The organism is Kitasatospora phosalacinea (assembly GCF_030268885.1).
GTDB classification, from domain to species: domain Bacteria; phylum Actinomycetota; class Actinomycetes; order Streptomycetales; family Streptomycetaceae; genus Kitasatospora; species Kitasatospora phosalacinea_C.
Window position 1 is genome coordinate 681,947 of record NZ_BSSA01000001.1, and the last position, 20,838, is coordinate 702,784.

Sequence of the window (20,838 nt, forward strand, 5' to 3'; positions counted from 1 at the left end):
CGCCTCCGCCCCGCCCGCTGAGACGCGGTCCGGGCCCGCTCCGTCGCGGGACGGAGCGGGCCCGGAGGTCCGGACGCGGGGTCAGCCGGGCCAGGTGCCCGTGAGGCGCCGGGTGGCAGTGGCCCCGCCGCGGTCGACGGCGGCCTTGACCAGGCCGAAGATCGCTCCCTGGAGGGCCGCGGCGAGCAGCACCTCCCGCCAGGTGCGGTCCTCGTCGGTGGCGTCCGGGGCGTCGTCGTCGTGGCCGATCGCCTTCCACGCCTGTCGGAAGGCGACGCCCGCGAGCAGGCCGCCGACGACGCCGAGGGTCAGTCCGACCGGCTTGTAGAGGACCGTGACCGCCTTCACTTGTGCTTCCGGCCGCGCAGCAGGAACAGCGTGACCACCAGCACCGCCGCCCCGGCCAGCAGCGGGGTCCGGTTGGCCCGGGCCGCCGCGGCGACGGTCGCGGCCTTCTCGCGGACCTGGTCCGGGGTCCTCTCCGCCGCCAGGTGCCCGGCCTGGACCGCGGTGTCGCGGACCTGGGCCGCGGCCTGGCCCGCCTTGTCGAGCACCGGGTCCGGGGTCCGCTCCTTCACCAGCTCGGCGGCCCGCCCGGCCTTCTCCCGGAGCTGGTCGGTCAGGTGCGCGGCCGTCCCGGTGGCCTGCTCCTTCCACTCGGCCGCCTTCTCCTTGACCTGCTCCTTGACGTCGGTCTTGGCCGCCAGCGCCTCGACCGTCCGGCCGAGTTCCTCGCGGGTGCGTTCGACCTGCTCGCGGAGCCGCTCGGTCGGTGCGGATCCGTCGCCCTGGAACGGCCGGCCCGTCGGTGTGCCCTCGCTCATCGGTGTGCCCTCTCCTTGATCTCGGCCACGTCGGCCTTCACGCTGTCGATGGTCTGTTCGGGCGCGGGGCTGCCGGCCCTGGCGACCTGCTTCTTGCCGGCCAGCGCCAGCACCGCGGCCACCACGGCGAGCAGGGCCGCGACGACCAGCGCCGACGCCCACACCGGCAGGACCAGTGCGAGGGCGGCGACCGCCGCGGCCACCACGGCCTGGGCGGACAGGACGCCGACCAGGCCGGCCCCGCCGACCAGTCCGCCGCCCAGGCCGTAGCGCCTGCCCTTCTCGGTCAGCTCCGCCCGGGCCAGTTGCATCTCCTCCCGGACCAGTTCCGAGAGCTGCTGCGACGCCCGCGTGACGAGCGCGCCCACCGGCTCCCCGTCACCGTGCCGGGTGCCGGTCCCGATGCTGCTGCTCATGGCCCTCCTCCTCTCCCTGCCGTGCTCATCCGTGCTGGTTCCTGCTCGTCTTCCTGCTCGTCGGACCGGGGACTCCTCCCCGCCCGCACGCGCCTACCCCTGATCCCGCCGACCATCCACGGGAAACCACGGCCCGGAACGGTCTTCCCGACCCGGGGCCGACCGGGTACGGTGCGTCCACTGACGCAGTCCTCACGTCGGAAAAAGAAGCAACGTGCACCTCCTGGAAGACCCTTCGGGTCTGTCCCCGCGCGCCCTCGCCTTCCTCGACCGCTCCGCGCACCGGCAGGAGCGGACCGGGCCGCACGTCCCCACCGAACTGCTCCGGGTCCGTGACCGCAGGGGCCGGCCCGTCCCCGCCCCGCTGGAGCTGGTGATCCGGCGCGAGGGGTTCGCCCAGCGCTACGGCGGACTGCGGTACACGGTGCGGGAGAGCCACCCGGGCGCCGGGGGCGAGCGCCGGGTGTCCACCCTGGAGTGGCACCACGAGCCGGGGTCGTACGCGTGGGCCGATCCCGTGCGGGGCTGGTTCTTCGACTGGTGGGGGCCGCGGGCCGCCCACCCGGTCCGCTACCTCGTCCACACCGACGGGCGGGTGGGGGCCGAGAGCACGGCAGGTGACGGCGTCTTCCAGGAACTGGAGGCGTCCATGGTCCACCGGATCGAGTCCCACGCCCTCGTGGACGAGCTCTCGGCCTGGGACCGCTGGCCGGGCGGGGCCGCCGCCCTCGCCACCGCCCGGCACCTGGACGGGGACGGGAACGGCTTGAGCGAGGTGGCCGAGGCGTCGGGACCCGGACGGAGCTGGCGGACGTCCGAGACCGTCGCCGTCACGGAGTTCGCCCCCGTCAGCCCGCAGCACCCCCGCGGACGCTGCGCGTGGATCTGGTACCGGGGCGAGGAGGGCCGCCGCCGGGTCACCGCGGCCGCCGCCCTCGCCGCCGCCGGACACCGCTGACGCACCCCCCGGAGCGCCACCCCGCAGCAGCACCGCCGCCTCGCCGCCACCGGCCTCCGCCGACGTCCTAGGGTGGGCCCGTGGCAGACACCCCGCGCACCCCGCACACCTCCCGGCACCCGGACGGCCCGGACGACCTGCGCTCGCTCCCCGAACCGGTGACCGAGGGACGGCGCAGCGGCGGCGCGGAGATCGACCTGCTGCCGACGGTCGAGCTGGCCCGGGTGATGAACGCCGAGGACCGGACGGTGCCGGAGGCGGTCGGGGCGGTGGTGCCGGAGATCGCGGCGGCGGTGGAGGCGATCGTCGAACGGATGGGCCGCGGCGGGCGGTTGGTGTACGCGGGGGCGGGGACGGCGGGGCGGCTCGGCGTGCTGGACGCCAGCGAGTGCCCGCCGACGTTCGGGACGGAGCCGGGGCTGGTGGTCGGACTGGTCGCGGGCGGTCCGGCCGCGCTGACGGCCGCCGTCGAGGACGCCGAGGACGACCGGGCGGCGGCCGTCGCGGAGTTGGACGCGCTGCGGCTGACCGCCGCCGACACCGTGGTCGGCGTCTCCGCCTCCGGCCGGACCCCGTACGCGCTGGCCGCGGTCGAGCACGCCCGGCGGCTCGGGGCGCTCACCGTCGCGCTGGCGGGCAACCGCGGCTCCGCGCTCGGGGACGCCGCCGAGCACCGGATCGAGGTGGTGACCGGGCCCGAACTGCTGGCCGGTTCCACCCGGTTGAAGGCGGGAACGGCACAGAAGCTGGTGCTCAACATGGTCTCGACGCTGGTGATGGTCCGGCTCGGCAGGACCTACGGCGACCTGATGGTCGACGTCCGGGCGACCAACGAGAAGCTGCGACTGCGGGCCCGCCGGATCGTCGCCCTCGCCGCCGAGGCCGAACCGGCCGACGCCGACGCCGCGTTGGCGGCCACCGGCGGCCGGGTCAAGGACGCGATCCTGCTGCTGCTCACCGGCGTGGACGCGCCCGCCGCCGCCGCCCTGCTGGCCCGCCACGGGGGTCGGCTGCGCGACGCCCTGCGCGAGGCCGTCGACTGACGCCGGGTCAGAGCTCCTGCTCGGCCCAGATGGTCTTGCCGCGCGGGGTGTGCCGGGTACCCCAGTTGCGGCACAGCTGGGCCACCAGCAGCAGGCCCCGCCCGCCCTCGTCCTCGGTGCGGGCGCGGCGCAGGTGCGGGGCGGTGCTGCTGCCGTCGGAGACCTCGCAGATCAGCACGCCGCCGTCCCGGATCAGCCGGAAGCCGATCGGCGGGCGGCCGTAGCGGACGGCGTTGGTGATCAGTTCGCTGACCACCAACTCGGTGACGAAGGACGCCTCTTCGAGCCCCCAGTCGGCGAGCTTCGCGGTCGCGAGCTTGCGGCCCCGGGCCACCTCGGACGGGTCGTGGCGCAGCGACCAGTCGGCGACGTCCCGGGCGGGCAGGGCCAGGGTGCGGGCCAGCAGCAGCGCGACGTCGTCGGTCGGGGCGTCCGGCCCGAGGGTCGCGGACAGGACCTGGTCGCAGAGGTCCTCCAGCGAGTCGGCAGGGGCGGTGAGCGCGCATCCGAGCCGGTCGAGGCCGAGCCCGGGGTCGCCGCGCAACTCCGAGGCCCGCAGCAGGCCGTCGGTGTACAGGGCCAGCACGCTGCCCTCCGGCACCTCCAACTCGGCCGCCTCGAAGGGGAGTCCGCCGAGGCCGAGCGGCGGACCGGCGGGCAGGTCGGGGAAGGTCACGGTGCCGTCCGGGCCGACCAGGGCCGGGCCGGGGTGCCCGGCCCGGGCCAGTGCGCAGGAGCGGGCGACCGGGTCGTACACCGCGTACAGGCAGGTCGCGCCGACGCTGCTGCCGGCCCAGGCGGTGCCGCCCTCGGGGAGCTCGTCCAGGTCGACCCGGAGCACCAGGTCGTCGAGGTGGGTGAGGAGTTCGTCCGGCGGCATGTCGATGTCGGCGAGGGTGCGGACCGCCGTGCGCAGCCGCCCCATCGCGGCGGAGGCGGGCACGCCGTGGCCGACCACGTCGCCCACCACCAGGGCCACCCGGGCGCCGGACAGCGGGACCACGTCGAACCAGTCGCCGCCGACGCCCTCCCGGCCGCCCGCCGGGAGGTAGCGGAAGGCGACCTCGACGGCGGCCTGCCGGGGCGTCCGGCTGGGCAGCAGGGAGCGCTGCAACGCCAGTGCGGTGTCGCGCTGTTGGGTGTACTGGCGGGCGTTGTCGACGGACAGCGCGGCGCGTGCCGTCAGTTCCGTCGCCAGCAGCAGGTCGTCCTCGTCGAAGGGCTCCGGCGAACGGTGCCGCAGGAAGATCGCCACGCCGAGCGTCGTCCCGCGGGCGGTCAGCGGCACCAGGAGGGAGGAGTGGATGCCGAACTCCTTGGCCAGGCGCTCCCGTTCGGGTTCCTGGGCGAGCCAGGAGCGGATCTCCGGGTCGCGGTAGTCGGTGCGCAGCGGGCGGCCCGAGGCCAGCACCCGGGCCATCGGCGAGTCCGGCGCGATCACGTCCCCGGCGCCGAGCGCGATCACGGACTCCGGGCTGCCCGGCAGCACCGAGCGCTGCGCGACCCGGTAGAACACCAGGCCCGCGCCCGACGGCGGGCCGCCGCCGAAGACCGAGTCGAGCAGGTCGACGCCCACGAAGTCCGCGAAGCCCTCGACCGCGACGTCCGCCAACTCCTGTGCGGTGCGCTCCACTTCGAGGGTCGAACCGATCCGCAGCCCGGCCTCGCTCAGCAGTGCCAGCCGCCGCCGGGCCCGCTCCTCCGAGGAGCCCGTCCCTGCCCCCGTCCCCGTCCCCGTCACCGCTGCCGCGGGCGCGGCCGACCCGTCGGGCGCGGGCTGCGACAGCGGCTGCAGCGGGAACGCGGACAGCACCCAGGCCGGTTCGCCGCGCGCCGTCCGCACCGGGACGACGCCCAGCTCGACCGAGACCGGCTCCTCCTCGGCGCGGCACAGCCGGACCATCCCGCTGAACGGCTCGTGCCGAACCGCCGCCCGCAGCAAGGGGATCGGCGCCCGCCCGGCCAGCAACTCGACGGCCGGCCGCCCGAGCACCCGCCCCGCCCCGAACCCCGTCAGCCGCTCCGCCGCCGCCGACCAGCCGGTGACCGCCCCGCCGCCGTCGACCGTCGCGGTCGCCGCCCGGCCCGGAACCCGAGTCGCCATGTCCGTCCATCCCCTCTCGGAGGCAGCACCCGCCAGGCCGTCACCCCCCAGCATCGCCCCCGGACGTGACCGCCTCAAACCGCCACGCCGTGCGACCGCCGCGGCCCGGCGGCCCGGCGGCCCGGCGCCCCGCGGTACGGGCCGCCGCAGGTGCCGGGCCCGCGCCCCTTGATCAACGCCGGTGCCGTGACCAGAATCGGGGGCCGGAGTGCCGGATCCCGCCCCGTCCGGGGCGCGGTCCGGCCGTCTGCGGACGTCGTCGGAGGTTCCATGAGCGAGCACAGCACCCCGGAGCAGGACTACGACCGCCGCTGCCCGACCGGCAGCGGCTTCGGGCTGCACCACGTGCAGCTCGCGATCCCGCCCGGCAGCGAGGACGCGTGCCGGGCGTTCTACGTCGGCGTCCTCGGCATGACGGAACTGGCCAAGCCCCCGGTGCTGGCCGCCCGCGGCGGACTGTGGGTGCGGGCGGACGACCTGGAGATCCACCTGGGCGTGGAGGAGGACTTCCGACCGGCCCGCAAGGCCCACCCGGGCATCCGGGTGACGGACCTCGACGGCCTCGCCGAGCGGCTCACCGCCGCAGGGGTGGAAGTGACCTGGGACGGCGCCTTCCCCGGCCACCGCCGCTTCTACGCCCACGACAACTGCGGCAACCGGCTGGAGTTCCTGCAGCCCGACGCGTCCGCGCCGAACCGCTGAGCGCGCCGCCGCGGACCGCGGTCACAGGGCCTCTCCGAGCCTGAGCACGGCGCTCGGGCTCCGACGGCGCCCGAACAGGGTCTCCAGGGCGGCGACCGCGGCGACCAGCACGACCAGCCCGAGGGCGAGGGCGGCGGTGAGCGTCCAGTCGACGGACGGGCCGGGGGCCGGTCCGCCGCCGAACGCGGTCAGGTCGAGCACCGGGCCCAGGGCGGCGGGCAGCAGCAGGCCGAGCGCCGTGCCGCCGAGCGCGGCGGCGGCGAGCAGCGGGAGCAGTTCGAGCACCGGCAGGGCGGCGGCGGCCCGGCCGCCCAGGCCGAGGGTGCGCAGGTAGGAGACCGTGCGGGCCCGGTCCCGGGCGCCGAGCACGAGTTCCAGGACGACCACCAGCAGTGCGATCGTCAGGCTGCCGGCCCCGGCGGCCAGGAAGGTGCGGTTCAGCACGGCGCCCAGGCCGTCCCGGTCGAGTTGGTCCCGTTCACCGGCGCGGGTGCGCAGCTCCACCGGGGAGCCGGTGGCGCCGGTCGCGGCGGCGGCCCGGCGCACCTGTTCCCGGTCGAGCGGGCCGAGCGGGCCGCCCACCAGGCGCAGCAGGACGGCGGAGCGGCCCGGCGCGTCGGCGGGCAGCACCGTCCGGGCCGACACCACCAGGGCGGCGCCGGGCGGCCGTTCGCCGAGCAGCGGGCCGAGCACCGGGTCGCGGCGGGCGTCGGCGGGCAGGGTGCCGACGATCCGCAGCCGCAGCGCGTCGGGTCCGCTGCCGGTGTCGAGCAGGCCGTCGGGGTGGCGGGCGAGCAGCCCGGGGTCGGCGAGCACGTCCAGTTCGGGGGCGTCCTCGGGCGCGGCGCGGACGGTGGACGGCAGGCGGGCCCCGCGCAGTTCCCGGCCGAGCGGCGAGGCGGGGGCGACGGCCAGCAGGGCGTCCGGGTCGACGTCGGCGAGCACGGCCCCGGCGCTCACCGTGCCGTCGCTGCCGATCAGGTCCTGCACCTGGACGTGCACGGCGGCGGTGCCGGCGACGCCGGGCAGGGCGGCCAACTCCGCTCCGGCGTCGGCGATCCGGGCCGGTCCGAGCAGCACGGCGTCCGCGCCGCTGCGCCAGGCCGCGCTCTGCTCCCGGCCCTGCTGCAGGGTGTGGACGACCAGTCCGCCGAACACCGCCTGCGACAGGGCCAGCACCAGGACCAGCAGGGTCAGGGCCCCGGCGGCCGCCCGGCCCGCCCGGGCGAGCGCGACCAGCGCGACCGCTCCGGTGCCCGCGCGGGCCCGGGCCGCCAGCAGCCGCACCGGTGCGGGCTGCACCCGCAGCAGCACGACGGCCACCACGACCGCCAGCAGCACCGGCAGCAGCGGGAGTTGGGGATCGCTCAGGGCGCCCGCACCGCGCACCCGGACGGACGCCCAGACCGCGAGCGCCAGCAGCACGGCCGCCACCTCGGCGGCCCGGCGCGGGCCGCCGGCCCGCCGCGGGCGGTGCCGGTCCCCGTCGGGGCGGGACCGCCGGGGTTCGCGCAGCCGGAGCCAGGTGGCGACCGGCAGCGCGATCCAGGCCAGCACGGTGGCGGCCACCGCCGGCCAACCGGGCGGGGCGGGCGGACGGGGCGCGGTGACCGGCGCGGCGGCGAGCCCGCCCACCAGCAGCCCCAGCAGCACGGCGGGCGCCGTCTCGGCCAGGCGCGCCGCGCCGGTCCGCGCGGGGGACGCGCCGCGGGCCCGCTGCAGGGCGAGCGCGCCGTCCTCCCGGCGCGCCGCGAGGCGGGCGGCCGCCACCGCCGCGGCGACGGCGACGGCGAGCAGACCGGCCAGCGCGAAGGAGCGCAGCGCCTCGGTCCGCTCCGCGCGGTGCCGGAAGGCGAGCGCGGTCGCGGACAGCCGTTCGGTCACCCGCGGCGGGGTGGCGGACCGCCGGTCGAGCGCGCACGGCAGGGTGCCCAGGGTGCGTTCCCCGCAGACCGCGAGCACGGCGTCCCGTTCGAACGACCCGGACGCCCGCACCAGTTCGGCCAGTCGGCCCGCGGCGGCGGACCGGCCCGCCGGATCGACGGTCACCGGGTAGTCGGCGGTGACGGTGAGCGGGAGCGTCGAGCGGGCCTCCAGCAGCTCGATGCCCGATAGGTCCACCAGTGCGGCCGCGGTCACCAGCCGTCCCCGGTCGGTGTCGCGCGGCCGGGCCCGCTCCAGCAGCGGGTGCTGCCGCCACAGGTCGGCCCCCGCGGTGACCGGCCGGAAGACGCCGACCAGCACGGCGTCCGTCCGCAGCCGGGGCCCGCCGTCCAGGCGGAACGTCCGGCCGAGTCCGAGGCCCAGGGCCTGCCGGTTCTGCTCGGACAGCGCCACCTCCACCGGCGCCCCCGCCCCGTCGCCCGCGGGCCGGGCCGGGGCCCGCCCCTCCACGTACCGGACCGACTGCGGCGCGTCCTGCGCGTACAGCAGCTGCAGTTCGGGGTCGAGACCGTACGGCCGGGCCGCGCCGCCGTCCGTGACGGCGGCGGGGACGGCCGCGACCCGGGTCACCGGCCTGCCGAGGACCGCACCCAGCCGGGGGCCGGCCCCGGCGCCCAGGCGGGAGGTCAGCCGGTCGAGGTCCTGCTGGAAGGTCCCGAGGTGCGGCACCGGCCCGCCGCCCGGGGGGCCCGCCTCGCCGGCCAGCGGCTGCACGTCCGAGGTGGCGGTGACCAGCGCCCCCGCCTCCCCCTCGTGCGCGACGTCCTGCGCGAGCGCCAGGGTGGCCGCCCGTTCGTAGCTCGGCTGCCAGGCCGCGGCGAACGCCGTCACCGTGCCGACCAGCAGGAACAGCAGCAGGTGGAAGGGGAGTCGGCTGCGCGGGACGGTCACGGTCGGGCTCCTGGTCGGACGGGCGGGAAGGGTGCGCGGAGCGGTCGGGCCGCGGCGGGAGCGGTCACCCGTCCTCCCCGGCCCGCAGCACCCGCGCCAGGTCCGTGCGGGCCAACCGGCGGGCCAGCACCGCCGTGACGAGGGCGACCAGCGCCCCCGTGCCGAGCGCGGCCGGGACGGCCGACGGCCAGCCCGCGGCGGTGCGCAGGGCCGGGAAGACCGCCACGGCGTTGTCGTCCATGACGATGAGCGGCAGCAGGGCGGCGGCGAGGGCCAGTCCGAGGGCGGTGCCGGTGAGGACGGAGAAGCCGGTCAGGGCGAGGTGCTCGGTGCGCAGGACGGCGGCGGGCAGGCGGGGCGGGCAGCCGAGCGCACGCAGGAGGGCGAACTCGCGGGCGCGGCCCCGGGCGGCGACGGCGGCCTGGACGGTGGCGCCGGTGGCGACGAACAGGGGGGCGAGCAGCAGGCACAGCCACAGGGAGGTGCGCAGGCCGCGTTGGTAGGGGGTGCGGGCGATCCGGTCGGCGGCGGCGGTCAGTGACCGGACGTCGCCGAGTTCGGGGCGGGCGCGCAGGGCCCGTTCCGCGGCGGGGCCGGCTCCGGGTGCGGTGGCGGCCCACCAGCGGGTCTCGGCGACGGGGTCGGCGCCGTCGAGCAGGCGCTGGGCGGTGAGGGCGGTGAGGTCGGCGAGGACGGCCGGGCGTTCGCGGGGCTGGCCGGGGACGGCGGCGAGGCGGCCGACGATCCGGGCCCGGACCAGCGTCTCGTCGCCGGAGACGAGGGTGAGTTCGGAGCCGATGCCGTGGCCGGCGGCGAGCAGGGCGTCGTCGGCGAGGACGGGGACGGCGGTGGGCCGGGCCGCACCGGGCAGCGGCGTGTAGGCGACCTGCGGGGGGCGGGAGCCGCCGAGGCCGTTGGGCATCTGGGTGCGCAGGACGGCGTGCAGCAGGGTGCCCGGCACCTCGGCGAGGCTGCACGGACCGGCCAGGTCGTCGCTGGTGTCGGGGACCGGTTTGGCGGGGTTGCGGGCGTCGTAACCGGGGCAGCCGATGTCCTCGGGGCGGCCGGCGCCGGGCGCGGTGGGCTGCCAGCCGCTGCCGGCGGGCAGGGCGGCGTCCTGAGCTCCGGCGGGCCCGGTCGCGCTGATCCGCCGCAGGTCGAGGGTGAGGCTGCGCCGGCCGGGCAGGTCGCTCCCGGGCAGGACCGCGACCCGGACGACCCGCAGCGGGAGCGCCGCGGCCTGCCGGGCGCCCCCGGGGCGGAGCGCGAGGCGGACGGTGTGCTCCTGCCCGTCGGCGGGCCAGTCGGCGGCGACCCGGACGGTGAGGCCGTCGGCGTCCTGCACGGTCAGGGCGAGCCGGACGGAGCCGTCCGGCAGCGGGCCGTCGGCGGTGAGCGCGGCGGTGACGTCGAGCGCGTCCGGGTCGCCGGGCAGCGGCAGGCCGTAGTCGGGCAGGCCCTGCCGCAGCAGCGGCACCAGGTCGGCGGCGGGCCGGTCGGTGAGGTCCGCGCGCAGGGCGGGGAGGGCGTGCCCGGTGGCGCCGGGGGCCAGGGTCCGGGGGGAGAGGGTGCTCGCGGCGGTGGCGGTGTCGAGGGCGACGACGGTGACGGGGCGCTCGCCGTCGTCGCCGCGCAGTTCGGCGACGGGGGTGACGGCGCGGACGCCCTCGACGGCGGAGAGCGCCGCGTGCCGGGCGGCGGCGGGCAGGTCGCCGCCGGTGACGGTGAGGTCCGCGCCGACCACGGCGGCTGCGCGGTCCCGGTAGCTCGGGCCGAAGTCGGCGAGCGCGGTGGCGGAGAACGCGCAGACCGCGAGCGCGAGGACGGGCAGCAGCGCGGAGGCCGCGTGGGCGGAGGCGCGGCGGCCGAGCTGCCAGCCGCCGAGCGCGAGGGTCAGCCCGGTGCTGCGGGCCGCCCGCCGTTCGAGGAGCCGGGCCAGCGGGGGAAGCAGCCGCAGGGTCAGCAGCGCCCCGGCGGCCAGCAGCGCGGCGGGGGTGAGCACCAGCACCGGGTCGGCCCAGCTGCCGAACCCGACGGCGGACGGGGCGGCCACGGCGCTGCGGTAGCGCAGCAGTTGGAGCAGCCCGAGGAGGGCGAGGGCCAGCAGCGCGAGGTCGGCGCCGGTGCGCTGGACGGCCGCCCGTCGCGGCGAGCGCCGGCGGACGACGCCGTCGCGGCCGCCGGCCGCGGCCAGCCGCACCGCCGGAGCGAGCGTGCCGACGGCGTGCACCAGCAGGATCAGCCCGACGGCGGCGAACGCCCCGGCGGGCGGCAGCACGCCGAGGTCCGTCCGGCCGGTCAGCGCCCGGGCGGCGAACCGGGCGAGCAGCAGTCCGACCGCGGCGGCCGGGAGCACCACGACCGCCCACTCGGCGGCCCCCTCGGCGAGCAGCCGCCGCGCGCCGGCCCCGCGGGCCAGCTGGAGGCCCTGCTCCCTGCGGCGGTGCTCGGTGAGGTGGCGGGTGGTCAGCAGCAGGGTGAGGGCGGCGAGGGCGGTCAGCAGCGTGACCGGCACGTACAGCGAGGAACGGGCGGCGAGCATCGGCAGCGCGGTGTCCGCCAGCGCCTGCGGCAGGTCGGTCCGCACGCTCGTGCCCGCCAGTGCCGGGGTCGCCTGCCGGTACACCGAGCGGACCGGGTCACCCCCGGCCAGCGCCGCCACCCGCCCGTGCAGCGCGGCGACGTCGGCGGGCCGCAGGGCCGTCAGCTCGGGCAGCGCCGTCCACACCGCCACCGCCCGCTCGGTGAGCGCGGGCGTCCGGACGAACACGGCCGGGGGGAGCAGCGCCGCCTGCGCCGCGACGGGGGCGCCGCCCTCGCCGAGGCTGCGCCAGTACGCGTCGGTGCCGGGGGCGGGCCGGTACGCGCCGGTGACCCGCAGCGCGAGCGTGCGGTTGGCCGGCGTGGTGAGCAGCAGCGTGTCCCCGGAGCGCAGGCCCAGCCTGCGGACCAGTTCCTGCGGGAGGGCGGCCGGTGCGGCACCGTCCGCCGCGTCCCCGTCCGCCTCCGGCCAGGCGCCGTCCGTGAGGACCGCGTACCGCCGGGTGTCGGTGACGGCGAGCGGGAGCAGGGCGGTTCCGGAGGGCAGGGCGGTTCCGGTGGGACGGGTGGTGGTCATGGGGGCGGCGGCGCGGAACGCGGTGTCGGTGCGCGGGGCGGTGCCGGCCAGGGTGCGGGCGAGGGCGGTGCGCACGGCCCGGTCGGCGGCCCGGTAGCCGTCGGGGCGGTACTCGGCGCGGACGGCGACGGCGGTGCGCGGGTCGTCGGCGAGTTGGCCGCGCATGCCCTCGACCACGGCGCGGGCGGAGACGGTGCACAGGGTGGCGACCGCGAGGGCGGAGAGCAGGACGGCGAGGGCGGCGGCGGTGAGCGGCAGCAGGTGGTGCGCGGTGCCGCGCAGGGCCGCCGGGGTGCTGGGGCGCGGGGCGCGGGACGGGCGGCGCGGCACGTGTGAGGTCCTTCCGGTGGTGGGCGGGAGCGGCCGGAGGGGTCAGCTCGCGACGAGTTCCTCGAAGAGCCGCCTGAGCTGCCGGTCGGGGTGCACGCCCAGTTCGCTGCGGTGCACCAGGACGACCGCCCGGTAGTCCTCGGCGAGGCTGCCGCGTTCACCGAGGGCGTGGTGGGCGCGCATGCGCAGGGCCCAACTCCGGTCGCGCAGCGGGGAGACGGCGAGCAGGGCGTTGAGGTCCCGCAGGGCGGCCCGGGGTTCGCCGAGGCGCAGGTAGGCGCCGGCCAGGTCCTCCACGGCGCGCATCCGCTCCTCCTCCAGGTGGCCGAGCCAGCCGGCCAGCGGGCCGTGCCGGGGCACGCCGACGGCGGCCCGGTCGCCGTCCCAGAGGGCGAGTGCGGAGGTGAGCTGCTCGGCGGCGCGGGCGCTGTCGCCGGCGGCCAGGGCGGCCCGTCCGTCGGCGGCCCGGTGCAGGAACACCAGGTGGTCGCAGCGTTCGGCGCCGACCTCCAGCAGGTAGCCGCCGCCTCCGCCCAGCAGGGCGGTGCGGTCGGGCAGGCGGCGGCGCAGCGCGCTGGCGTGGGTGCGGACGTTGGCGACGGCGGAGGCGGGCGGCTCGCTGTCCCAGAGGGCTTCGACCAGCCGGTCGACGGTGACCGTGCGGTTCGCCTGGAGCAGGAGGGTGGCCAGCAGGGTGCGGGCCTTGCCGCCGATCTCCGTCGTCGTTCCCCGGGTCGCCCCGCCCAGGCCCACCCGTCCCAGCACGCGAAACGCAGCCTCCACGCCACCTCCAGCCCCCGTCGGACGCACACCTGCGGTCCGGTCAGGTTGAACCCTGCATGGACGGCGGCGAATCCGCAATACTCTTTCGTCATCTTGCGGAAACTTCTTGCAACAACGCCGTGCTACGGACCCGAACTGACGGACCGTCGGCCCGCCACGAGGCGTCGCACGACCACGCCGAGCACCCGCTCCACCGGGACCGCGCCCATCTGCCGGGAGTCGGAACTGGCCGCCGGGTTGTCGCCGAGCACCACGACGGCACCGTCCGGGACGACGCCGTCGCGGCCGGTGCAGGACGGCGGCCAGGGCTGCCCGGGCAGCGCCGCCAGGCGTTTGACCATCCAGCGCCGCCGCTCGGGCGGCTCGTCGGCGGCCGGCCAGGACCAGTCCGCACGGGCCACCGGCGGCACGGGGCACTCCACCACGACGAGTCGACCGGACGCCAGCCCGGCCGGCCCGCAGCGGCGCACCAGCACCACGTCGCCGTCGTGCAGGGTCGGCACCATGCTGGACCCCTCCACGGAGACCACCACGGAGCGCCGCCGCACCCGGCGCAGGAGCAGCAGCACCGCGACGCCGCCGACCGGCAGCAGTGCCCACAGCGGCGCCGGACTCACGGCCCCACCGCCGCCGGGGCGTCCGCGTACCCCTCCGCCTGGCGGCGGAACAGCGCGGCGTACCGGCCGCCCCGGCCCATCAGCTCCTCGTGGCCGCCCTCCTCCACCACCCGGCCGCCGCGCAGCACCACGATCCGGTCGGCGCCGCGCACCGCGTTCAGGCGGTGCGAGACGAGCAGGCTGGTGCGCCGTTCGCGGTGGGCGAGCAGCAGCCGGTGGACCTCGTACTCGGCCTCGGGATCGAGACCGGAGCTCGGCTCGTCGAGGATCAGCAGATCGGCGTCCCGGCGCAGCAGCCCGCGGGCCAGGCCGACCCGCTGCCACTGGCCGCCGGACAGTTCGACGCCGTCCGGGCCGTCCGCCCCCTCGTCGGCGAAGGTGCGCGACAGCAGGGTGTCGTAGCCGCGGGGCAGTGCGGCGAGGGTGCCGTCGATGCCGGCCCGGGCCGCCGCGGCACGGATCCGGTCCCGGTCGTCCAGGTGCGCCACGTCGCCGAGGCCGATGTTCTCGGCCGCCGACAGGTCGTAGCGCATGAAGTCCTGGAAGATCCCGCCCATCCGGCGGCGCAGCTCCTCCGGGGCGAGGTCGCGGAGATCGGTGCCGTCCCAGTGGATCGAGCCGCGCACCGGGTCGTAGAACCGGCAGAGCAGCTTGACCAGGGTGCTCTTGCCCGCGCCGTTGTCGCCGACCAGCGCCACCGCGCTGCCCGCCGGGATGGTCAGGCTCACTCCGCGCAGCACCCAGTCGTGCTGGTCGGAGTAGCGGAACCAGACGTCGCGCAGCTCGATCCCCCGCCTCAACCCGCCGGTCGGCAGGGGCTGTCGGCGGACCGGCAGGTCGGGCCCCCGGGTGGTCACCTCCAGGTAGTGGCCGAACAGCTCCAGGTGCTGGTGGGTGACGGCCACCATGACCGCGACACCGGCCAGGCCGCTCTGCACCGCGGCGACCCCGGAGAGCAGCAACGCCACGTCCCCGACGGTGAGTTGCCCGGCGGACACGGCGTGCACGGCCCAGACCAGCCCGCCCGCCCCGGTCGCGGCCGCCGCCAGCGCGGGGCCGGTCTGGGCGAGCGCTGCCCGCCGGTCCAGCCGGCGGTGGGTGGCGTTGATGGCGGCGCGGTCGCGGCGCATCGAGGCCCGCAGGTGGTCGCCGGTCCCGAACAGCCGGATCTCCTTCGCGGTCTGCACGCTGCCCAGCAGGAACCCGTAGAACGACTCGCGCCGCTCCAGCGGACTGACCGTCAGCGCGGTGCCCACCCGGGCCCGGGCGAGCCGGACCTCGGTGAGCAGCGCGGGCACGGCGGAGAGCAGGACGGCCAGCGCCAGCCACGGGTTCAGCAGCACCAGCGACACCGAGAACGCCGCCATGGTGGCGGCCGACCGGGCCAGACCGACCGCGCCGGCGACGATCTGCGGCGGGGTGTCCTGCCCGCACTGCTGGGCGAGCCGGAGCCGGTCCAGCGCCGCCGGGTCCTCGAAGCGCCCCAGCCCGACCAGGCCGTTCACCGCCGCGTACAGCCCGTCCTGCGCCGACAGGCCGACGTGGCGGCCGAGTTCGGCCCGCCACAGCTGCGAGACCTGCGGCAGCAGCGAGGCCGCCACCCCGACCCCGGCCAGCGCGACGGCCCGGACCGGCACCCCCGTGGAGCCCGCGCCGGGGGCCGCGAGGGCGTCCAGCACCGCCTTGGTCAACCAGGCGGCCAGCACCGGCAGCGCCGCCTCCACCACGGCCGCCAGCACCACCCCGACCAGCGGCCCGGGCGCCGCCCGCACCGCCAGACGGACCACGGCCCGCACCGCGGCGACCTGGCCCGGACCGCGCCCGGCAGCGCCGTCCGAGCGGTCCGAAGGGCTCACGCGACGCCCGCCGGGCGGCGGCCGAACCCCGACAGGTCGCCGCCCGCCTCGCGGATCCGGCCGTCCGCGTCGACCGCGCACACCGCCGGGAAGCCCTGCACCCCGCAGGCGGCCGACACCGTGCGCGCCTGCTCGCCGACCACGACGGTGGCGACCTCCGCCAGCTCCCGCGCGTACGCGCGGGCCTCCGCCGGGTCCTCCCCGGGCATCACCACGGCGAGCACGGACCCGGTCGGCAGCCCGGCGGCGCGCACCGCCCCGACGAAGCGCGGCAGCAGCGCGGCGCACGGCGGGCAGCCCGGGGAGAAGAAGCCGAGCACGGTGCCGGGCACCAGGTCGGCGCGGCCGACCGCGGTCCCGTCGACGGCGGTGACGGCGAACCCGTCGATCCGGCCGGAGACCGTCGCGGGGCCGTCCGCACCGGCCCGGGTCATGGCGCGCAGCCGCCGGACCACCCCGTAGGTGAGGACCAGGTTGAACAGGCACAGTACGGCCAGCAGGCCCGTGAAGGCGTCCGAGACGTCCATCAGATCTCCCAGTGTTCGGCGTTTGCGGTGCCGGTGGTCGGCGTCCCGGCGGGCGCGAACAGCTCGACCAGGTCGTCGAGCGTGACGACGACGGCCGCCCCGGCGACCCCCGCGCCGACCGCCAGCAGCGCCGGTCCGCCGGACGGCAGCGCGTCCGGCCGCGGCAGGGCGGCCAGCGCCGCCGCCAGCAGCACGGCGTTGCGGACCACGTGCCGGCGCCCGAAGGGCTTCGCCGCGCCGCCGAAGCACCGGCAGGAGGCGACGATCCCGCGGCGCACCGTCCGCGCGACCGCCCAGGTCAGCACCGCGAGCAGCCCGGTGGCGAGCCAGAGCCCGGCCCGTGCCGTGCCGTTCCACGGCAGCAGCAGGACGACCGCGCACTCCGCGACCAGCGCCCCCGCCCCGGCGGCGTGCGCCCACGACGGCGGCACCAGCCGCAGCGCGGCGACGCCGTCCAGGTACGCGGCGAGCACCGCGCGTCCGCGCAGCTTGCCCCCCGCCGACGCCAGGAACACGCACCCGAGGAGCACCCGGCCGAACGTCCCCGGCCACTCCAGGGAACCCACTGCGGAACCCACCGCTCCCACGGCGCCTCCTTCCACCCGCGTTTCGTGGGACGCACGGTAGGCGGGCGACATACAGGTCCTGTCCTGCATCCGTCCTGCCCGACCGAGATCGACCGTGTACCCGCACGTCGTAGGTTCCGCAGCGGAACGGCCGCACCAGGCGGCCGCGACGGAAGGAGACCGCGATGACCAAGCTGCAGCGCCTCGCCGACCGGATGGTCGCCCGGGTGGCCCCGAAGCTGACCGCCCAGGCCACCTGGTGGACCGACACCAAGTGCGTCTACGTCCCGTTCTGCTCGCGCGGCCAGCTCTACACCAACCAGTGCTGGGACAGCTCCTTCTGCCAGGGCTGGAAGAACACCGGGCAGTGCTGCTGACGCCCCGTCACCCACCCGTCGGACGGCGGCGGGCCCACCGGCCCGCCGCCGTCCGGCCCGACCGGGGAGGGCGGGTCAGGCGTCCTTGAGGCCGGGGAAGTCCTCCTCCCGGAACTCGTGCCCGCCGCGCGGCGGCGCCTCGGGGGCGCCGGCGGGGTGCTCCGCGCTCCGGTACCGCTCCTGCTCGCGGCCGCGCAGCTCGATGCGGCGGATCTTGCCGGAGATGGTCTTGGGCAGCTCGGCGAACTCCAGGCGGCGGATGCGCTTGTACGGGGCCAGCCGCCGGCGGGCGAAGGCCAGGATGGACTCGGCGGTCGCGGCGTCGGGCCGGTGGCCGGGGACGAGGACGACGTACGCCTTGGGCACGGAGAGCCGCAGCGGGTCGGGGGAGGGGACGACCGCGGCCTCGGCCACCGCGGGGTGCTCGATCAGGACGCTCTCCAGCTCGAACGGGGACAGCCGGTAGTCGCTGCTCTTGAACACGTCGTCGGCGCGGCCCACGAAGGTGTAGTAGCCGTCGGCGTCGCGCTGCGCGACGTCCCCGGTGTGGTAGCGGCCGCCGGCCGTGGATTCGGCGTGCCGCTCCGGGTCGTCCTGGTAGCCGGCCATCAGCCCGAGCGGCGCGGACTCCAGGGGCAGGCAGAGCTCGCCGTCGACGCCCTCGCCGGTGACCTCCTCGCCGGTGACGGGGTCGACCAGGACGACGTCGTAGCCGGGCAGCGGGCGGCCCATCGAGCCGGGCTTGACCGGCAGGCCGGGGGTGTTGCCGATCTGCGCGGTGGTCTCGGTCTGGCCGTAGCCGTCGCGCAGGGCGACGCCCCAGGCCCGTTCGATCTGCTCGACCACCTCGGGGTTGAGCGGCTCGCCCGCGCCGACGAGTTCGCGCAGCGAGGGCCGCCACTGGCCCAGGTCCTCCAGCAGCAGCATCCGCCACACGGTGGGCGGTGCGCAGAACGAGGTCACCCGGTGGCGGACCAGCGCGTCCAGCAGCGGCCGGGCGGAGAAGCGCGGCTGGTTGACGACCAGGATCTCCGCGCCGGCGTTCCACGGGGCGAAGAAGTTGCTCCAGGCGTGCTTGGCCCAGCCCGGGGAGGACACGTTGAGGTGCACGTCGCCCGGCCGCAGGCCGATCCAGTACATCGTCGACAGGTGGCCGACCGGGTAGGAGCGGTGGGTGTGCTGCACCAGCTTGGGCCGGCTGGTGGTGCCGGAGGTGAAGTACAGCAGCAGCGGGTCCTCGGCCCGGGTCGGCCCGTCCGGGGTGAAGCCGCCGGTGAAGTCGGCCGCCTCCGCGTAGTCCGCCCAGCCGGGGACGGGCTCGCCGACCGCGATCCCGCTCCAGTCGCCCTCCTGCCCGGCGAAGTTGGCGGTGAGCGAGGATTCGGCGACCACGTGCCGCACCCGGCCCCGGGACAGCCGGTCGGCCAGGTCGTCCGCCGTCAGCAGGGTGCTCGCCGGGATGACCACCGCGCCCAGCTTGATCGCCGCGAGCATCACCTCCCACAGCGCCACCTGGTTGCCCAGCAGCAGCAGGACCCGGTCCCCGCGGGCGACGCCCCGCTCGCGCAGCCAGCCCGCCGTGCGGTCCGAGCGCTCCCGCAGCTCGTCGAAGGACAGCGCGGTCTCCCGCAGCAGCGTGCCGTCCGCGTCCAGGTCGACCACCCGCAGGGCGGTCGCCGGGTTGCCCGCGGCCTCGACGTCGAACCAGTCCAGCGCCCAGTTGAAGTGCTCGCCCGCGGGACGCGGGAAGGCGCGGGCGGCGTCGAGGTCGCCGCGCGCCTCCAGCAGGTGGTCCCGCGCAGCGCGGAAGCCGCGGTGCGCGGCGGAGTCCCGTCGATCGGCCGTGTCCGGTGCCATCTGTGTCCATCCCTGCGTCCGCACCCCGGCCGCCGCCTCGTTGCCCGGCCGCGGGTATACCGGCACGCTGCCAGCTCCTGTGATCATCGGTCAATGGCGACACCGCACGTCACCGCAGGGGCCCGGTTCTTCCGCCCCGGCCTCCCGCCCCGGTCTTCCGCCCCGGGCCGTCGAGCCCGCGGAGCCCGGCACCGGCCGGCGCCCGCCCGCACCCGCGCCCGGCCCCGGCGCCCGGCCCCGGCGCCCGGCCCCGGCGCCCGGAAAAGCGTTTCCGGCCGCCCCCGGCGCGCAGTTAGGATCACCGCACCTCCCGGGCGTGGCGCAGAGGCAGACGCGCCGCCATGGCATGGCGGAGCACGCCGGTTCGAATCCGGCCCCCGGGAGGCCCGATGACGGGCCCCGTAGCGCAGAGGCAGACGCGCCGCACTGCTCGTGCGGAGCACGCCGGTTCGAATCCGGCCGGGCCCGCTCCCGCACCGCCGCCCCGGAGGACCCCCGATGAGCACGCCCCCGTCGAGCCCGCCGCCGAGCCCGCCGGAGACGCCGGAGGTGCCGGACGAGTCCGAACTCGCCGCCTTCGAGCGGACGTTGGGCCGCCTGTGGCTGCTGCCCGCCGACCACCCGGTACGGCGGCGCGCCGAGCGCGGCGCCGAGTCCTTCGTCCGCGACCGCCGGCACGACCGCCGCCGAAGCCGCCGCACCGAGTCCGCCCGGGCCGACGCCGCCCTGGTCGGCGCCACCGCCACCGGCGGCACCGGCCGCCGCGAGGACGCCCCGCTGCCCGCCGCCGCCGGATCCGCCCCGATCGGCGAACTCAGCCGCCCGCAGCGCTGCTACGTCTGCAAGCAGCCCTACCGGCGGCTCGACGCCTTCTACCACCGGCTGTGCCCCGACTGCGCACGGGACAACACCGCCCGCCGCGCGCTCAGCACCGACCTGGCCGGACGCCGGGTGCTGCTCACCGGCGGACGCGTCAAGATCGGCTTCCAGCTGGCCCTGATGATGCTCCGCGACGGCGCCGAGCTGATCGTCACCAGCCGCTTCCCGCACGACACCCTGCGCCGCTTCCGCGCCGCCGAGGGCAGCGCGGGCTGGCTGCACCGGCTGCGGATCGTCGGCATCGACCTGCGCGACCCGCGCCAGGTCCTCGGCCTGTGCGAGCAACTGCGCACCGACGGAAGGCCGTTGGACATCCTGGTGAACAACGCCGCGCAGACCCTGCGCCGCCCGCCCGAGTCGTACGCCCGGCTGGCCGCCGGGGAGCACGGCAGCATCCCGGCCCAGGTCGGGCACGCGCCCGGGTTCCGCCCGATGCCCGCGCTCACCGCCGCCTGGCCCGCCGCCGAACTCGCCACCGAGGCGGGCGCGTCGACACCGGCCGGGGTCGACACCGCGGTGGTGGACGAGGCCGGGCTGCTGCCCGACACCGCACCCCGCAACTCCTGGTCGGCGACGCTCGGCGGCCTCGACCCGGCCGAGGTGCTGGAGACCCAGCTGGTCAACGCGCTCGCCCCCGCGCTGCTCTGCGACCGGCTGCTGCCGCTGCTGGAGGCCTCCCCGCACCCGCGCCGCTACATCGTCAACGTCACCGCGGTGGAGGGCCGCTTCGCCGTCCGCAACAAGACGCCCCGCCACCCGCACACCAACATGGCCAAGGCCGCGCTCAACATGCTCACCCGCACCAGCGCCGCCGAACTCGCCACCCGCGGCGTCTACATGTGCGCCGTCGACACCGGCTGGATCACCGACGAGAACCCGGCACCGAAGAAGTCCCGGCTGGCCGAGCACGGCTTCCGCACCCCGCTGGACGTCGTGGACGGCGCCGCCCGGGTCTACGATCCGGTGGTCCGCGGCGAGGCCGGGGAGCCCTTCGTGGGCGTCTTCCTGAAGGACTATCAAGTGGCGGAGTGGTGATCGCAGGCTCT

The 20,838-nt window shown here is 77.5% G+C and carries 17 protein-coding genes and 2 tRNA genes; 7 read left to right on the forward strand and 12 right to left on the reverse strand.

The genetic code is table 11. The features are described 5' to 3' along the window. Positions 1-81: 81 nt before the first annotated feature. Genes QSK52_RS02990 through QSK52_RS03000 form a run of 3 tightly spaced genes read right to left on the reverse strand, consistent with a single transcriptional unit; the run spans position 82 to position 1,240 of the window. Positions 82-348 (reverse strand): DUF4235 domain-containing protein, encoded by a 267-nt coding sequence (locus QSK52_RS02990; RefSeq protein WP_285733137.1) that lies wholly within the window; start codon positions 346-348, stop codon positions 82-84. Continuing rightward, positions 345-824 (reverse strand): DUF3618 domain-containing protein, encoded by a 480-nt coding sequence (locus QSK52_RS02995; protein ID WP_285733139.1) that lies wholly within the window; start codon positions 822-824, stop codon positions 345-347. The genes QSK52_RS02990 and QSK52_RS02995 overlap by 4 nt, the downstream gene beginning before the upstream one ends. Next, positions 821-1,240, reverse strand: coding sequence for a phage holin family protein (locus tag QSK52_RS03000; protein WP_285733141.1), 420 nt, complete (start codon positions 1,238-1,240; stop codon positions 821-823). The genes QSK52_RS02995 and QSK52_RS03000 overlap by 4 nt, the downstream gene beginning before the upstream one ends. A 214-nt stretch (positions 1,241-1,454) precedes the next feature. Between QSK52_RS03000 and QSK52_RS03005 the strand changes: the two genes are divergently transcribed. Next, positions 1,455-2,198, forward strand: a complete 744-nt coding sequence (locus QSK52_RS03005) for a hypothetical protein (protein WP_285733143.1) — start codon at positions 1,455-1,457, stop codon at positions 2,196-2,198. Positions 2,199-2,278: 80 nt separating this feature from the next. After that, the gene (murQ, locus tag QSK52_RS03010; RefSeq protein WP_435053148.1) at positions 2,279-3,241 is read left to right on the forward strand and encodes an N-acetylmuramic acid 6-phosphate etherase; all 963 of its coding nucleotides are present in this window, start codon (positions 2,279-2,281) and stop codon (positions 3,239-3,241) included. A gap of 7 nt (positions 3,242-3,248) precedes the next feature. Here the strand turns inward: murQ and QSK52_RS03015 are convergent, their stop codons facing one another. Then, complete coding sequence (locus QSK52_RS03015) at positions 3,249-5,345, reverse strand: SpoIIE family protein phosphatase (protein ID WP_285733145.1); 2,097 nt, start codon at positions 5,343-5,345, stop codon at positions 3,249-3,251. A gap of 270 nt (positions 5,346-5,615) precedes the next feature. Here QSK52_RS03015 and QSK52_RS03020 point away from each other — a divergent pair, with 270 nt between their 5' ends. Beyond that, on the forward strand, positions 5,616-6,047 hold the full coding sequence (locus QSK52_RS03020) for a VOC family protein (RefSeq protein WP_285733146.1): 432 nt from the start codon (positions 5,616-5,618) through the stop codon (positions 6,045-6,047). A 21-nt stretch (positions 6,048-6,068) separates the two neighbouring features. Here QSK52_RS03020 and QSK52_RS03025 read toward each other — a convergent pair whose 3' ends face one another. From QSK52_RS03025 to QSK52_RS03055, 7 genes are all read right to left on the reverse strand, one after another. Then, positions 6,069-8,882, reverse strand: a complete 2,814-nt coding sequence (locus QSK52_RS03025) for a hypothetical protein (RefSeq protein WP_285733148.1) — start codon at positions 8,880-8,882, stop codon at positions 6,069-6,071. 64 nt (positions 8,883-8,946) lie between these two features. Beyond that, complete coding sequence (locus QSK52_RS03030) at positions 8,947-12,330, reverse strand: FtsX-like permease family protein (RefSeq protein WP_285733150.1); 3,384 nt, start codon at positions 12,328-12,330, stop codon at positions 8,947-8,949. 42 nt (positions 12,331-12,372) lie between these two features. Next, a complete protein-coding gene (locus QSK52_RS03035) occupies positions 12,373-13,095 on the reverse strand; it encodes an AfsR/SARP family transcriptional regulator (RefSeq protein ID WP_285733152.1) in 723 nt (240 codons plus the stop codon). Positions 13,096-13,235: 140 nt separating this feature from the next. Continuing rightward, a complete protein-coding gene (locus QSK52_RS03040; RefSeq protein WP_285733155.1) occupies positions 13,236-13,730 on the reverse strand; it encodes a S26 family signal peptidase in 495 nt (164 codons plus the stop codon). Further along, positions 13,727-15,586: an ABC transporter ATP-binding protein gene (locus QSK52_RS03045; protein WP_285733157.1), complete on the reverse strand. Its 1,860-nt coding sequence runs from the start codon at positions 15,584-15,586 to the stop codon at positions 13,727-13,729. Before QSK52_RS03045 ends, QSK52_RS03040 begins: the two co-directional genes overlap by 4 nt. Next, entirely contained in the window at positions 15,583-16,113 is a 531-nt protein-coding gene (locus QSK52_RS03050; protein WP_285733159.1) for a TlpA disulfide reductase family protein, read from the reverse strand. The genes QSK52_RS03045 and QSK52_RS03050 overlap by 4 nt, the downstream gene beginning before the upstream one ends. Next, a complete protein-coding gene (locus tag QSK52_RS03055) occupies positions 16,113-16,700 on the reverse strand; it encodes a MauE/DoxX family redox-associated membrane protein (protein WP_285733161.1) in 588 nt (195 codons plus the stop codon). Before QSK52_RS03055 ends, QSK52_RS03050 begins: the two co-directional genes overlap by 1 nt. Positions 16,701-16,864: 164 nt before the next feature. Between QSK52_RS03055 and QSK52_RS03060 the strand changes: the two genes are divergently transcribed. Then, positions 16,865-17,056, forward strand: coding sequence for a hypothetical protein (locus QSK52_RS03060; RefSeq protein ID WP_285733163.1), 192 nt, complete (start codon positions 16,865-16,867; stop codon positions 17,054-17,056). 75 nt (positions 17,057-17,131) lie between these two features. Here the strand turns inward: QSK52_RS03060 and QSK52_RS03065 are convergent, their stop codons facing one another. After that, on the reverse strand, positions 17,132-18,913 hold the full coding sequence (locus QSK52_RS03065) for an AMP-binding protein (RefSeq protein WP_285733166.1): 1,782 nt from the start codon (positions 18,911-18,913) through the stop codon (positions 17,132-17,134). A 309-nt stretch (positions 18,914-19,222) separates the two neighbouring features. Between QSK52_RS03065 and QSK52_RS03070 the strand changes: the two genes are divergently transcribed. From QSK52_RS03070 to QSK52_RS03080, 3 genes are all read left to right on the forward strand, one after another. Further along, positions 19,223-19,296 (forward strand) — tRNA-Ala (locus QSK52_RS03070). Between the two features lie 11 nt (positions 19,297-19,307). Further along, positions 19,308-19,381: transfer RNA gene (locus QSK52_RS03075), tRNA-Ser, on the forward strand. A 30-nt stretch (positions 19,382-19,411) separates the two neighbouring features. Next, entirely contained in the window at positions 19,412-20,827 is a 1,416-nt protein-coding gene (locus QSK52_RS03080; protein ID WP_285733168.1) for an SDR family NAD(P)-dependent oxidoreductase, read from the forward strand. The last annotated feature ends 11 nt before the right edge of the window (positions 20,828-20,838 follow it).